The sequence below is a fragment of the Streptomyces niphimycinicus genome (genome assembly GCF_018883605.1).
GTDB lineage: Bacteria > Actinomycetota > Actinomycetes > Streptomycetales > Streptomycetaceae > Streptomyces > Streptomyces niphimycinicus.
On record NZ_JAHLEM010000481.1, the window covers coordinates 1 to 14,035 of the forward strand.

Consider the following 14,035-nt stretch of genomic DNA (forward strand, 5'->3'; position numbering starts at 1 on the left):
CTATCTCAGTGCTGCCGCTCGGATTCAGGCAGACTTACGGGTGTCCCGCGGATGCACGGCGATGTTCATCGCACCGGAGCGCAGGACCGCCAGCCGCTCGGCCAGCACCTCCTCGAGCTCCTCGCGGGTGCGCCGCTCCATGAGCATGTCCCAGTGCGTGCGCGCAGGCTTGCCCTTCTTCTCCTCAGGTCCGTCGCCGTCCACCAGGAGTGCCATGGCGCCGCACGCCTTGCACTCCCACTCCGGCGGGATCTCCGCCTCTACCGAGAACGGCATCTCAAATCGATGGCCGTTCTGGCATGCGTACTCCACCGCCTGGCGCGGGGCCAGATCGATGCCGCGGTCGGTCTCGTAGCTGGTCACCACGAGTCGCGTGCCGCGGAGAGCTCGCTCACTCATGAATCGTGCCTCCCGGGCTTGTCGCCCACAGGACAGGTGTCGCTGTCGTCGTCATCCGGTCAACGTCCGGTCGGCGGTGAAGATTCCCGTATTGGGACATGCGTCGCCCGTCGTGCCGCCCCGTTGTTCTACCCACAGGCGCCCGGTTTGTCACATCTGGCAGCAGATGTCACCCAGCGTTTCTGGTACTTTAGCGCGCAGTAACGGTCCGCCTGGTAGGCCAAGGGCGTACACTACCGCCCCGATCGCGCCAGTCCTAAATCAGGTCCCGGACCTGGGGCTCGGCACCGCCGCGCGCCACGATCCCGGGGCCCGGCGCCCCGGCGGGCGCGGGGGTCGAGGCCCCGGCGGGCGCCGGAATCGCGAAGACGCGCAGGAAGAACTGCGACAGCGGCCCGATGGTCAGCGCGAACAGCACGGTACCCAGCCCCACCGACCCGCCCAGGGCGAAGCCGGTGGCCAGCACCGCCAGCTCGATCCCGGTCCGTACCAGCCGGAGCGACCACCCGGTACGCCGGTGCAGCCCCGTCATCAGTCCGTCCCGCGGGCCCGCCCCGAACCGCGCCGAGATGTAGAGCCCGGTGGCCACGCCGCACAGCACGATCGCGAAGAGCAGCATCGGGATCCGCACGGCCAGCGACTCCGGCTCCGGTATCAGCCACATGGTGGCGTCCATAACCGGCCCGAGCACCATCACGTTCGACACTGTGCCGAGGCCCGGCCGCTCGCGCAGCGGGATCCACAGCAGTAGCGCGACGAGGCCGACGACGACCGTCACCGTGCCGATCGACACCGGGGTGTGCTCGGCGATGCCCTGGTGGAAGGCGTCCCAGGGGTCGAGTCCGACGGCGGCGCGCAACTGGAGCCCCATGGACGCGCCATACAGGACGAGCCCCACGTAGAGCTGGACAAGGCGGCGTGGAAGGTGATCGGACAATGCGAGCTCCTGGTGTGAATGGCCTGCGGCATGTCACTCTGTGGCCTGGAACCAGTCCAGTTCTACGGCCAATTTCCGAAAGGTGGACCGCATTCGATGAGTCCATGGACGTCCGCGGTCGGCGCACCCCAACTGGCCCGGCTGCTCGGGTCGCAGCACACCCGTGACGGCGTGGCCGCCGGGGCCGCGGCCGCACCGACCGGGGGCCGTCGCGTCCCCGCCTACCGCTCCCTCGCCGACGGCGTACGGCTGCTCATCCTGGAGGGCCGGGTTCCGGTCGCGGCACGCCTCCCCGCCGAGCGCGAGCTGGCCGCGGGGCTCGCGGTCAGCCGCACCACCGTCGCCGCCGCCTACGAGGCGCTGCGCGGCGAGGGGTTCCTGGAGTCCCGGCGCGGCGCCGGAAGCTGGACCGCCATGCCCGCCGGAAGCCCGCTGCCCACCCGGGGGCTCGATCCGCTCCCGCCCGAGGCCGCGGCCTCCGTCATCGACCTCGGCTGTGCCGCGCTGCCCGCCCCCGAACCGTGGCTCACCCGCGCCATGCACGGCGCCCTGGACGAACTCCCGCCCCACGCCCGCACCCACGGCGACTACCCCGCCGGGCTGCCCGCCCTGCGCCAGGCGCTCGCCGACCGCTACACCGCGAGCGGCATACCGACCATGCCCGAGCAGATCATGGTCACCACCGGCGCCATGGGCGCGGTCGCCGCCGCCTGCCGGCTGATGGTCCGGCCCGGGGAGCGGGTCGCCGTCGAATCACCCAGCTACGCCAACATCCTCCAGTTGATGCGGGAGGCGGGCGCCCGGCTCGTGCCCGTCGCCGTGGCCGATCGACTCGGGGGCTGGGACATCCCGGCCTGGCGCCAGGTCCTCAGCGCCGCCGCGCCCCGTCTTGCCTATGTCATCGCCGACTTCCACAACCCCACCGGCGCCCTCGCCACCGAGGAACAGCGCCGGCAACTCGTCGACGCCGCCCGCGCCGCCGGAACGGTCCTGATCGCCGACGAGACCATGACCGAGCTGCGCCTGGACGACGAGGTGGCGCTGCCCCGCCCGGTCTGCGCCTTCGACCCCGGCGGCGGCACCGTGATCACCGTCGGCTCGGCGAGCAAGTCGTTCTGGGCGGGGATGCGCATCGGCTGGGTGCGCGCCGCGCCCGATGTGATCCGCAGCCTGGTCGCCGCCCGCGCCTACGCGGACCTGGGTACCCCCGTCATCGAACAGCTCGCCGTCGCCTGGCTGCTGAACACCGGCGGCTGGGAGGAGGCCATCGAGGTGCGCCGGGCGCTGGCCCGCGGCAACCGTGACGCGCTCGTCGAGGCCGTCCGACGCCATCTGCCCGACTGGGAGTTCACCGTCCCGCACGGCGGGCTCACCCTCTGGGCCCGCACCGGCGGCCTCTCCGGCTCGCGCATCGCGGAGGCGGGCGCCCGGCTGGGGGTCCGGGTGCCGTCGGGGCCCCGCTTCGGGGTGGACGGCGCGTTCGAGGGGTACGTACGGCTTCCGTTCACCGTCGGGGGAGCGGTCGCCGAGAAGGCCGCCACCCGGCTGGCCGCCGCCGCCGACCTGGTGGCCTCGGGCGCCACGATCGAGGCCGAGTCGCCCCGTACGTACGTGGCCTGACCCGCCGGGATGTGTCCCGGCGGGATGTGCTTCGGCGGGACGTGTCCCGGCGGGATGCTTCGGCGGGATGTGACCCGTCGGGACGTGCTTCGGCGGGTCACCCCGTCCGGCCGCCCTGGCGGGTCACCCCCGTCCGGCCGCCCCGGCGGGTCATCCGCCCACGGTTGCCGGGGCCGCGGGCGCCGCGGGGTCCGGGGCGGGGAGCAGCCGGAGCACCGCCTGCCGCTCGGCCTCGCTCACCGCCTCGTCGTACGGATCGGGCGTGGCCGGCACCTGGAGGCGGTGCACCGGGCCCGCCCCGAGGCGGGCATAGCCGCGGCCGGGAGGCACCTCGGGCGTCGGCGTGGTGTGCGGCGGCGTCCCGAGGACGGCCGTGACCTGCTCGGACGAGACCGGGCCCAGCACCACCCGGGCCCGGGTGTGGCGCCGTACGGCATCGCTCAGCCCGTCCGCGGCATCGAGCTGATCGGCCACCACGACCCGTACGTTCGCCGCCCGTCCGTGCCGCAGCGGCACGGCCAGCAGCTCCTGCGGGTCGGTGCGGCCGTCGGCCGCCGCGAGATGGCTCATCACCGACGGCCGGTCCAGCAGGATCCACAGCGGGCGCTGGATGTCGTCCGGCGGTGGATGCCCCAACTGGCGGGCGCGGTTGGCGCCGATCAGCCGGCGCTCGGTCTCATGGCCCGCCCACTCCAGCGTGGCCAGCATCCCGGCCAGCCCGGACTCCACCGCGAGGACCCCCGTCCGCCCGCCCAGACACGCGTACTCGCCGGTGCCGCCGCCGTCCACCACCAGCACCTCGCCATGAGACAGCGCCTGAAGTGCGATGGAGCGCAGCAGGGTCGTGGTGCCGCTGCCGGGCTGGCCGAGCGCGAGCAGATGCGGTTCGGTGGAGCGGGGGCCGGTGCGCCAGACCACCGGCGGTACGTCATGGGTCGCCGGTCCGTCCCCCGTCGCCCGCTCGACGCCCGTGCCCACCGCGTCCCCCGCGCTCTCCTCGCAGTTCTCCGGCTCCGCCAGCACCGGCAGCGTCCGCTGCACCGACGACGGGTCGGTGAAGCCCAGCACCGTCTCGCCGGGCGCGGTGACGAAGCGCTGGGCGTGGATGGCGGTGGACAGGGCGGGCAGCACGGTCAGGCCGAGGCCGTTGGCCTCCTCGTTCCACTCGAACAGATATTCACGACCGCGGCCCGACTTCGCGTACAGCAGTTGCTCGATCCGGGTGCGGGCCGCGGGCTCGCCGTCGGTGAAGTACGCGGGGTAGCGCAGCCGCAGCCGGGTGAGCCGTCCGTCCTCGTCGAAGGCGAAGGAGTCGAAGACCGTGGACCAGTCGCCGCCGTGGCTGTAGAGCGGGCTGGGGTCCTCGGCGGCGGAGAAGTACGGCACCAGCGCCTCGTAGAGCGTGCGCAGCCGCTCGGCCCCGTCCGTGCCGGGCGTCCCCGATGCGGCGGGGGCGCGCCCCCGCCCGGCCCAGCCCGCCGCGCCGAGCAGGCTGACCATCGCCGCCAGCGGCCCGTACGGCAGCAGGAAGAGGACGAAGCCGCAGGCGACCACGAGGACGAACACCGGTCCACGACGGTCGCCCGGCAACTCCATCCACTTGCGCCGCCCGGTGGCGGCCAGCAGGCGCATCCCCCGGGAGAGCGCGACCAGGGGGTGGAGGACATCGGCGACGCCGTCGGCCGCGGTGCGGGCGAACGCGCGGCCACGGAGGAGCGGGATGAGCGGGGTGCCTTCGGCGCCGCCGAGGCGGAGGCGGGGGAGCGGTCTCCGGGCCACGTCAGATCTTGATCCCACCCAGGAGGCTGGCGAGGCTCGCGCCGCCTGCCTTGATGCTCGGCGCGATCGCGGTGGACGCGAGATAGAAGCCGAAGAGCGCGCAGATGATGGCGTGCGACCCCTTCAGCCCGTCCTTGCGGAAGAAGATGAAGACGACGATGCCGAGCAGTACGACGCCGGAAATGGACAGGATCATCACGGTCTCCTGGCTGATGGGGGACGGTCAGTCACCATGAGTGGTTCCAGGATCACAGCATGTATCTGCTGGGCGAAAGGTGCAATTGGGTGGATTATCGGTGTAATCATCACCATGGAGGCGTGGCGCTCCGAGGCGGCCGCCTCCTCCCGGGGAGGTGACCGCCTCCTCGGGAGGAGGCGGCCGTCCCGGAGCGCCGTCCTTAGGGTGGGTGATCACATACCGAGGCAGCGAAGCCGGAGGCGACAGGTCATGACCCAATCGAACCCCGAGAGCGAGCCCGCCCACGACCCGGAGGTGCTGCAACTGGCGGCCAAGGTCTTCGACCTGGCCCGGCAGGGTGACACCGATACGCTCGCCGCCTATGTGGACGCGGGCGTCCCGGCCAATCTCACCAACGACAAGGGCGATTCCCTGCTCATGCTCGCGGCCTACTACGGCCACCCCGCGACGGTGTCGGCCCTGCTGGAGCGCGGCGCCGACCCCAATCGAGTGAACGAACGGGGTCAGACGCCCATCGCCGGGGCCGCGTTCAAGGGCGAGGAGGAGGTGCTGAGGGTGCTGCTGGCCAAGGGGGCCGACCCGCGCTCCGGATCGCCCTCGGCCGTCGAGACGGCGCGGATGTTCGGGCGGGAGGATCTGCTCGCGCTCTTCCAGGTGCCGGGCGCGGAGTAGCGGGGCCGCGCGGCGGCGGCCGGGGCCCGCCCTTGGCGGCCGGACGCCATTGACCGTTCAAAAGGTGAAGCGCGAGACTTCATTCAGACCGTGAGTTAAGCGATGAAACCAGTCGGCGTCAAGAGCGGCCGCGTCAGGTAGGTTCGGGCAGGGGGGAAGGAGCCCGATGGGTCAGATGAACCGACGGACCGTCCGCGACCTGCGGCGCGGCAACCGCTCGACGCTGCTGCGCCAGCTTTACTTCCAGGGCCCGGTGAGCCGTCAGGAACTGGGGACGCTCACCGGGCTCAGCTCCGGCTCGGTCAGCAACGTCGTCGGCGAACTGCTCGCCGACGCACTGGTGGAGGAGGCCGGATCCGTCGAGTCCGACGGCGGCCGCCCCCGTACGCTGCTGCGGGTCGCGCCGGGCAGCGGCCATCTCATCGGAGTCGACGTCGGCGAGACCCATGTGCGCGTGGAGCTGTTCGACCTCATGCTGACCGAACTGGCCCGGTGGGAGCATCCGCTGACGCCCGGCGGGCTGGAGAGGGACCCGGAGCCGGTCGTCGGCCACATCCTGACCGGTCTCGAAGCGGTCGTCGCCAAGAGCGGCACGGAGCCGGAGGCGGTCATCGGCGTCGGGGTCGGTGTCCCCGGCGTGGTCGAACAGGGCGACGAGGTCCTCGTCCACGGCCCGACCGCCGGCCGGGACGCGGTGCCGCTGGAGCGGCTGCTGCGCACCGGCACCGATCTCCCGCTGTTCATCGACAACGGCGCCACCGCGCAGGGGCAGGCCGAGATGTGGTTCGGGGCGGGCCGCGGCGCGGACAACGCGGTGATCGCCCTGATCGGGTCCGGCGTCGGCGCGTCCATCGTGACCGCCGGGGCGCCGTACCGGGGCGCGACCAGCAGCGCGGGGGAGTGGGGGCACACCGTCGTCCAGGTCGGCGGGCGCGCCTGCCGATGCGGTGCGGTCGGCTGTCTGGAGGCGTACGTCGGGGCGCAGGCGGTGCTCGACCGCTACGGGCGCACGGCGCGCGGCGACCGCGCGGGGGCGGGCGGCACGGGGGAGAGCGGCGCGGACGGCACGGGGGAGAGCGGCGCGGATGGTGTCGAAGAGTGCGGCGCGGACGGTGCCGGTGAGGACCAGCAGGCCGCGTTCGCCGCGATCGTGGGAGCCGCCGGAACCGAGGCGCGGGCGCGCGAGGTGCTGGAGGAGACCGCCGCCTACCTCGGCGCCGGGATCGCCGATCTGATCAACCTCTTCAACCCCGAGCGGATCATCCTCGGCGGCTGGGCCGGACTGCTCCTCGGCGGCCGGGTCCTCCCCAGGATCCGGGCCGCCACCGCCTCCTACGCACTGCACCGGCCATACGCGCAGACCGAGATCGGGCTGGCCGAACTGGGGCCCGACGCCGTGGCGTTGGGCGCTGCCACCCTTCCGCTGGCGCACTTCCTCGCCACCGGCGGAGCGCGCTGAGGGTTCGACTTCTGTCGGTTCAGGGGGAGTTGGGTCGGAGCCTGCCTCAAATTCTTTGAGGCAGGAAGGTCCAGACCTATTGACATGACTCGAACAGCGCTGGACATTGTGTCTCCCCGGAGGTGACCGATGACCGCCCAGGCGCAGGCAGCCCAGCCCTCGCTGCGCACCACCGTGCGCGATCCGCGGCACGGCAGCCGCGCCTCACTGCTGTGGACGCTGTACTTCCATGCCCCGCTCACCCGGCAGGAGCTGGTGCGCCGTACGGGTCTCAGCGCCACCACCGTGCGCACGGTCATCGGCAAACTGATCGCCGAAGGCGTCGTCACCGAAGGCGTCGTCACCGAAGGCGTCGTCACCGAAGCGGAATTGGCCCTCGTCGCGGCGGGCCGCCGGGCCGCCGCCCGGCTGCGGCTGGTCCCCGAGCACCGCTACGTCATCGGCGTCGAGGTCGCCGACACCCGCGTCCGTGTCGGGCTGTTCGACCTCGCCCTCACCCAACGGGCCGGTATCGGCTACCCGTTACCCCCCGAAGAGCGCGACGCCAAAACCGTCGTCGGCCACATCCTGACCGGTCTCGACGCCGTCATCGAGGAAGCCGCGATCCCCCAGGGGCACATTCTCGGCGTCGGCGTCGGCGTATCGGCCACCGGCTGGAACGCCCTCCCCCTGGAACGGCTGCTGAGCACGGGCACCGCACTGCCCCTGCACATCGACAACGGCGCCGAGGCCATGGGCCGGGCCGAGATGTGGTTCGGCGCCGGACGCGGCGTTCAGCACGCGGTCGTCGCGGTCATCGGCTCCGGCGTCAGCGCGAGCGTCATCACCCACGGCGTCCCCTACCGTGGCGCCACCAACAGCGCGGGCGAGTGGGGCCACACCACCGTCCAGGCCGGGGGCCGCCGCTGCCGGTGCGGCGCGCGCGGCTGCCTGGAGGCGTACGTCGGCGCCGAGGCGGTCCTGGAGCGCTTCCGGCAGGCCCGGCGCGGCCGCACCATCCCCGGCGCCGACAACGAGTCCACGTTCGCCGGGCTGCTCGCGGCCGCCGACACCTCCTCCGCCGCACAGCGCGTGCTGGAGGAGGCGGCGGTGTATCTGGGCGCCGGAATCGCCAACCTGGTCAACCTCTTCAACCCGCAGCGGATCATCCTCGGCGGCTGGGCCGGGCTGCTGTTCGGCGCCCGGATGCTGCCCCGGATCCGCGAGACGGTCGCCGCGCAGGCGCTGCGCCGGCCGTACGCCCACACCACCATCGGGCTGTGCCGGCTCGGCCCCCACGCCGTGGCGCTCGGCGCCGCCACCGTCCCCGTCGGCCGCTTCCTGACCGAGGACACGCACCGGCCCGCCCGTCGCCCGGCCACCACCCCCCGACGAGCGCTGACGGGCACCCCTGTCGACCGTTCCCCGATCGCCACCCCCCGACGAGCGCTGATGGGCGCCCCTCCCACCCGTACGCCCGTGCCATAGCGCCACGGGCCCCGGCCCCCAGCCGCCGGACGCATACCTTCCCCCCACCGGACCGGCACCCACCGGTCCCATCCCCCACACAGGAAGGCACCACCGCTCCATGAGAAAGACTGTGCGCAACACCGTGATCGGTCTGCTCTCCGCGACCGCGCTCGCCGCCACCCCCTGGCTCACCGCCCCGGCCACGGCCACCCCCCAGGCCGCCCCTCAGGCCACCGACAAGGCCGCCGCCGCCGAGTTCACCGACAACTTCGACGGCCCGGCGGGCAGCGGGGTCGACGGCTCCAAGTGGGGCGTGGAGACCGGCGACAACGTCAACAACCACGAGCGCCAGTACTACACCGACGGCAACAAGAACGCGGCGCTGGACGGCAACGGCAACCTTGTCATCACCGCCCGCAAGGAGAACCCGGCCGACTACAACTGCTGGTACGGCCGGTGCGAGTACACCTCCGCCCGCCTCAACACCTCGCAGAAGTTCACCACCGCCTCCGGCCATGTCGAGGCCCGGATGAAGCTCCCTCAGGGCCAGGGCATGTGGCCCGCCTTCTGGATGCTCGGCGACGACATCGGCAGCGCGGGCTGGCCCAACTGCGGTGAGATAGACATCATGGAGAACGTGGGCTTCGAGCCCAGCACCGTCCACGGCACTCTCCACGGCCCCGGCTACTCCGGCTCGGGCGGCATCGGCGCCGGCTACACACTCCCAGACGGCGGCAAGTTCTCCGACGCCTTCCACACCTTCGCCATCGACTGGTCACCCAACAAGATCACCTGGTCCGTCGACGGCAACATCTACCAGACCCGCACCCCGGCCGACCTGAACGGCAACCGCTGGGTCTTCGACCACCCCTTCTACATCATCCTCAACCTGGCCGTCGGCGGCTACTGGCCCGGCGACCCGGACGGCAACACCTCCTTCCCGCAGCAGTTGGTCGTCGACTACGTCAAGGTGACGGGCGGGAGCTGACGGAGAGGGCCGATGTGGAAGCCCGCCGAGCGGTGGCCTCAGGCCGTCATCCGGGGCGGACCGCCGCCGAGACCGCCACGATCAGGGCTTCCACATCGGCTCCCCAGCGTGAGACGAGCGTGAGGTCACGGGCCGGGTCCACCCACAAGAGGTGGTTGCCGCCGTTGCCCCGGGCGCAGCGCCCGGTCGACGGGGCCTGTGGCCACACCACGCGGTCATCGTTGAGCCACCAGGACAGCCCGTACTCCGGTTTGACGGAACACGGCGTCCACAGCTCCGCGATCCAGCGCCGGGACACGACCCGGCGCCCGGCCCACTCCCCATCCTCCAGGCAGAGTCGGCCGATACGCGCCAGGTCGAGCGCGCTGATCCACAGCCCGCCGCCCCAGTGGGCGCCGCCGGACACCACGGGGAGGCGGACGCCGCCGACGTCCACGTGGGAGTTGGCGTAGCCGTGCCACGACCATGAGGCGGAGGCCCCGATGGGCTCCATGACATGGGTGCGCAGCACCTCCGGCAACGGACGCCGGAACAGCACGGTGAGCGCGAGCGCCGTCAGATTCACCCGCACGTCGTTGTAGGCCCACCCTTCACCGGGCGGGCCGCCCGCCGACTCCGTGCCCTCGCGGACGCTCTGGGCGTCCACACGCGTCGGCTTTCCCCACAGCTCGCCCTCCCACTGGCTCGTCTGGTCGAGCAGATGCCGCCAGGTGATCCGGCGCCCGTGCTCGTCCGCGAACTGGGGCAGCCCCACGGAGGTGTGCACGGGCTCGTCCAGCCGCAGCAGCCCCTCGTCGAAGGCGACGCCCGCGACGAGGGACAGCACGCTCTTGGTCGCGCTGAAGGCCATCTCCACCCGGTTCGGGTCGCCCCAGCGGGCGAGCACCTCTCCGCGCCGTACGACCACACCACTGGGGCCGTCTCCGTTCAGCAGCGGCCCGAGCACCTCGCGGTGCGAGGTATCCGCCACCTGGGCCGCGAGATAGCTCTCCATGTCCTCGACCCCGGCCACGGGCCGCCCGGCCCGCTCCCGTACGGCCCTTTCCAGCGCGACGGGGTCGACCCCAGTCCAGGCATCATTCACCGGGCCATCTTCCAGGCACATGCCTCACGTGACAACGCCGCCCCCCGTCGACCACCCGCCCGGCGCCGGCGGGGACACCCCACGGTCAGGGGCTGCTGAGCAGGTGGACTGACGCGGGGGCGGGCGTAGCCTCGGGGTTCATGGATACCTCCTGTGCCACCGCGGCCGCGCGGCTCTGCGACCGGATCGAGGCCGCCGACGGGGAGATTCGGGCCTTCGTCCCCGAACCCGGCCGCCGGGAGCGGCTGTTGCACGAGGCGCGCATGGCGGATGCGCGGTGGAACGGTCCGGGCGGGCGGCCGGTGTTGTTCGGCGTGCCGGTGGGCGTCAAGGACATCGTGCGTGTCGACGGGTTGCCCACACGGGCCGGTTCGGACGTTCCCGCCGAGGCGCTGGCCGGACCGCAGGCGTCGCTCATCGATCGGCTGCGGGCGGCGGGTGCGCTGGTGGCGGGCAAGACCGTCACCGCCGAGTTCGCCGTGACCGCCCCCGGCCCCACCCGTAATCCGCACCATCTCGACCACACTCCGGGCGGTTCCAGCAGCGGTTCGGCCGCGGCCGTCGCGGCGGGGATGGTGCCGCTGGCGATCGGGACCCAGACGATCGGTTCGATGATCCGCCCGGCCGCCTACTGCGGGGTCGTCGGCTTCAAACCGACCCACGGCCGCATCCCCTCCGACGGCGTGATCGCCAACGCCCCGACCTTCGACACCGTGGGCCTCTTCGCCCCCGACGTGGCGACCCTCGCCCCGGCGGCGGCCGTACTGTGCGACGGCTGGCGGCCGTCCGGCGACGGTGAGGAAGGGACGGGGCGGCGGCCGGTGCTCGGCATCCCGCTCGGCCCCTACCTCGACCGCGCCGACACCGAGGCCACAAGCTCCTTCGAGGAACGGGCGGGGCGCCTGGAGGCGGCCGGATTCACGGTCCGCCGCATGCCCTTCCCGGATGACTTCGACCAGGTCAGGGCGGATCAAGTGGTGATCGGCCGTTACGAGTTGGCGCGGGCGCACGCCGCATGGTTTCCGCGCTACGCGGCGCGATATCACGAGCAGACCGCCGAGGCGATCCGGCAGGGGCAGCGGATCGGCGACGACGCGTACGCCGCGGCGCTGGGCGAACGTGCCGCCTTCCGCGACCGGCTGGTGGCCGCCATGGACCGGGACGGCATCGATCTGTGGATCACCCCGGCCGCCACGGGCCCCGCGCCGTACGGCCTGAAGAGCACCGGCGACTCCGTGATGAGCCTCCCCTGGAGCTACGCGGGAGTCCCCGCTCTGGCCCTGCCCGCGGGCCGGGCGGCGGGCCGGGCGGCGGGCTCCCTTCCGCTGGGCGTGCAGTGCGCGGCCCGGCCGGGGGCGGACGAGCGACTGCTGGGATGGGCCGTCGATCTGGAGTCGACCCTCGGCGGGTCATCCGCACCCGTATGATGGGTATCCACTCCCATGTACGGAGTTGGGGACGAGATGAGTGCCACATGGTGGCTTATGCAAGGTGAGGCCGCAGTCGGCGAGTTACGCCAGTACGGGGTCGACCAGCCGGTTTTTCTGTGCCACTTCACGCCGGGACCGGCCTGGGATGCCGTCCGGGCGCATTTCGAGGCATGGTCCGCGCTGCGCGGACCGGACCCCGACGGAAGCCGTACCGCCCATGTCATCCGGTCCATCATGGACCTCGGACTGCGGCTGGTCCCCACGGACGACAGCCCCTCGATGACGCTGTTCACCGAATGCATCCTGCGCATCGACGGCCACACCGCCCGGCTGCGCTGCTGACGTGCCGCCGCGCACGTCCGTTTCCCCCGCCGCTCCGGGCGGTGGCGGGTAGCGTGCACCCATGGACATCGGTGATGTGGTCGAGGACTTCGAGCTGCCGGACGAGACCGGCGCCGTCCGTTCGCTGAGCGGGCTGCTGGCGGACGGTCCGGTGGTGCTGTTCTTCTATCCGGCGGCCTTCACCCCCGGCTGTACCAAACAGGCGTGCCACTTCCGGGACATCGCGGCGGAGTTCAACGAACTCGGCGCCCAGCCGGTCGGGGTCAGCGCCGATTCGGTCGAGAAGCAGGCGGAGTTCGCCCATGCGTACTCCTTCGGCTATCCGCTGCTGTCGGATCCGGAGGGGACCGTACGGGAGCGGTTCGGGGTGAAGCGCGGGATCGCGGCGGTGCCGACCAAACGGGTCACCTTTGTGATTGACACCGACCGCAAGGTGCTGGAGATCGTCAAGAGTGAGTTCCGGATGAGCGTGCACGCGGACCGGGCGCTCGAGGCTCTGCGCGGCAGGAGCGCGTAAGGCCGCCTGACGCGGCCGCGTACGGAAGGCCGAAAACACGTGCCGACAGGGGGCGGTGGCGCAGGCGCCGGGGGGCTTCCCCCCACCCCACCCCGCCCCTTCCCGAACCGGGGCCGCTGCCCCGGCCCCCGCCGGGCTGCGCACCGGACCCCGTTCCGGGGGCTCCGCCCCCGAACCCCCGGCGGGGGCGGCCCCTTGGACTGCCCCCGCACTCTTCTGACCAGCGGGCGCGGTACGGGTGGTGCAGGCGCGTACGGCCCGGGGCCGGTCGCCATGGCCCGCCCCGACCCGTACGTAACCGTCAGCTCAGCCGCGAGAACGTGAACGAGAACTCGGCCGGTGCCACGTCCAGGCGGTGCTCGTCCAGCACCCCCGGGCCGCAGGACTGGGTGCCGATGCCCTGCTGGCCGTGGTCCAGGTTCACCCACACCGTCTCGTTCGACGCCTCGAGATCCGGTGTGTGCTCGGCCGCGTCGAGCTGCTCGCTGGTCCAGCGGCGCGCGGTGAACCAGAAGGCCGGCTCGCCCTCGATCCGCACCCCGGAGCCGTCGGGCGCGGTCAGCCGCACCCAGCGGACATCGATCCGGGCGCCGTTCTCCTGCGGGCGGACGTACGGCGTCTGGAGCTCGTCGACCGACAGTGCCCACCGCCCGACCCGCGCGGCGGCACGCGTGTCCGGGTACGCCTCGCCGGGGCCGCCGCCGAACCACTCGGCCTCGCCCAGCGCGGCCGGGAGCCCGAGCCGCAGGCCCAGGCGCGGCAGCGGGCAGGTCCACTCGCCGAGCGGGGTGACGGAGACCGCCAGGCTCAGCCGGCCGTCCTCATCGGCGGTCCAGCGGTAGACCGTCTCCAGACCGAAGTCGACGGCGGCGGGGGCGACGCGGGTACGGACGGTCAGCGCACCGTCCGGCGTCGTCTCCACCGCGTCGGTCCGGTGCCGCACCCGGTGCAGTCCGAACGTGCGCCAGATCAGGCCCCAGCGCTCGTCCGGCTGCCAGGAGGCGCCGTTGTCGTTGTCGGTGGGCGCGCGCCAGATGTCCAGCCGGGGCGGTTCGGTGACCGGGAGCCCGCCCAGCGCCGTCAGGGCGCCGGTGGCCGCGTCGAAGACACCGGGGCCGAGCGCGATCCGGTCGCCGTCGCGGCGCGGCGCCTCCCCCGAG

14 protein-coding genes are annotated in these 14,035 nt (G+C 72.7%); 8 read left to right on the forward strand and 6 right to left on the reverse strand.

What is annotated here, in order from left to right; translation table 11 throughout:
- Positions 1-24 precede the first annotated feature (24 nt).
- Both KN815_RS33590 and yczE read right to left on the reverse strand, forming a co-directional pair.
- A complete protein-coding gene (locus KN815_RS33590) occupies positions 25-399 on the reverse strand; it encodes an RNA polymerase-binding protein RbpA (RefSeq protein ID WP_014056358.1) in 375 nt (124 codons plus the stop codon).
- A gap of 256 nt (positions 400-655) precedes the next feature.
- Complete coding sequence (yczE, locus tag KN815_RS33595; RefSeq protein ID WP_216345625.1) at positions 656-1,336, reverse strand: membrane protein YczE; 681 nt, start codon at positions 1,334-1,336, stop codon at positions 656-658.
- Between the two features lie 96 nt (positions 1,337-1,432).
- Here yczE and KN815_RS33600 point away from each other — a divergent pair, with 96 nt between their 5' ends.
- On the forward strand, positions 1,433-2,956 hold the full coding sequence (locus tag KN815_RS33600) for an SCO1417 family PLP biosynthesis transcription factor (RefSeq protein ID WP_216345626.1): 1,524 nt from the start codon (positions 1,433-1,435) through the stop codon (positions 2,954-2,956).
- 150 nt (positions 2,957-3,106) lie between these two features.
- Here the strand turns inward: KN815_RS33600 and KN815_RS33605 are convergent, their stop codons facing one another.
- Together KN815_RS33605 and KN815_RS33610 are read right to left on the reverse strand one after the other, a co-directional pair.
- Positions 3,107-4,735: an RraA family protein gene (locus KN815_RS33605; protein ID WP_216345627.1), complete on the reverse strand. Its 1,629-nt coding sequence runs from the start codon at positions 4,733-4,735 to the stop codon at positions 3,107-3,109.
- 1 nt (position 4,736) lies between these two features.
- A complete protein-coding gene (locus tag KN815_RS33610) occupies positions 4,737-4,931 on the reverse strand; it encodes a hypothetical protein (protein WP_059146566.1) in 195 nt (64 codons plus the stop codon).
- 252 nt (positions 4,932-5,183) lie between these two features.
- On the opposite strand from KN815_RS33610, the gene KN815_RS33615 reads away from it, so the two are divergent.
- The 4 genes from KN815_RS33615 to KN815_RS33630 all read left to right on the forward strand — a co-directional run bounded on the left by KN815_RS33615 (position 5,184) and on the right by KN815_RS33630 (position 9,502).
- On the forward strand, positions 5,184-5,606 hold the full coding sequence (locus tag KN815_RS33615; RefSeq protein WP_216345628.1) for an ankyrin repeat domain-containing protein: 423 nt from the start codon (positions 5,184-5,186) through the stop codon (positions 5,604-5,606).
- 166 nt (positions 5,607-5,772) lie between these two features.
- Positions 5,773-7,065, forward strand: coding sequence for an ROK family transcriptional regulator (locus tag KN815_RS33620; RefSeq protein WP_216345629.1), 1,293 nt, complete (start codon positions 5,773-5,775; stop codon positions 7,063-7,065).
- Positions 7,066-7,194: 129 nt separating this feature from the next.
- Positions 7,195-8,532 carry an ROK family transcriptional regulator gene (locus KN815_RS33625; RefSeq protein ID WP_216345630.1) on the forward strand — a complete coding sequence of 446 codons (1,338 nt, stop codon included), beginning with the start codon at positions 7,195-7,197 and terminating at the stop codon, positions 8,530-8,532.
- A gap of 100 nt (positions 8,533-8,632) precedes the next feature.
- Positions 8,633-9,502, forward strand: coding sequence for a glycoside hydrolase family 16 protein (locus KN815_RS33630; RefSeq protein ID WP_216345631.1), 870 nt, complete (start codon positions 8,633-8,635; stop codon positions 9,500-9,502).
- Positions 9,503-9,548: 46 nt separating this feature from the next.
- Here KN815_RS33630 and KN815_RS33635 read toward each other — a convergent pair whose 3' ends face one another.
- On the reverse strand, positions 9,549-10,586 hold the full coding sequence (locus KN815_RS33635; RefSeq protein WP_253209400.1) for a serine hydrolase domain-containing protein: 1,038 nt from the start codon (positions 10,584-10,586) through the stop codon (positions 9,549-9,551).
- 140 nt (positions 10,587-10,726) lie between these two features.
- Between KN815_RS33635 and KN815_RS33640 the strand changes: the two genes are divergently transcribed.
- The 3 genes from KN815_RS33640 to KN815_RS33650 all read left to right on the forward strand — a co-directional run bounded on the left by KN815_RS33640 (position 10,727) and on the right by KN815_RS33650 (position 12,875).
- Positions 10,727-12,013, forward strand: a complete 1,287-nt coding sequence (locus KN815_RS33640; protein ID WP_216345633.1) for an amidase — start codon at positions 10,727-10,729, stop codon at positions 12,011-12,013.
- A 36-nt stretch (positions 12,014-12,049) separates the two neighbouring features.
- Positions 12,050-12,358 carry a hypothetical protein gene (locus KN815_RS33645; RefSeq protein WP_216345634.1) on the forward strand — a complete coding sequence of 103 codons (309 nt, stop codon included), beginning with the start codon at positions 12,050-12,052 and terminating at the stop codon, positions 12,356-12,358.
- A 61-nt stretch (positions 12,359-12,419) separates the two neighbouring features.
- Positions 12,420-12,875, forward strand: a complete 456-nt coding sequence (locus KN815_RS33650) for a peroxiredoxin (RefSeq protein WP_216345635.1) — start codon at positions 12,420-12,422, stop codon at positions 12,873-12,875.
- Positions 12,876-13,176: 301 nt separating this feature from the next.
- Here the strand turns inward: KN815_RS33650 and KN815_RS33655 are convergent.
- A partial coding sequence (locus tag KN815_RS33655; RefSeq protein WP_253209401.1) for a beta-galactosidase small subunit occupies positions 13,177-14,035 on the reverse strand: 859 nt, incomplete at its 5' end.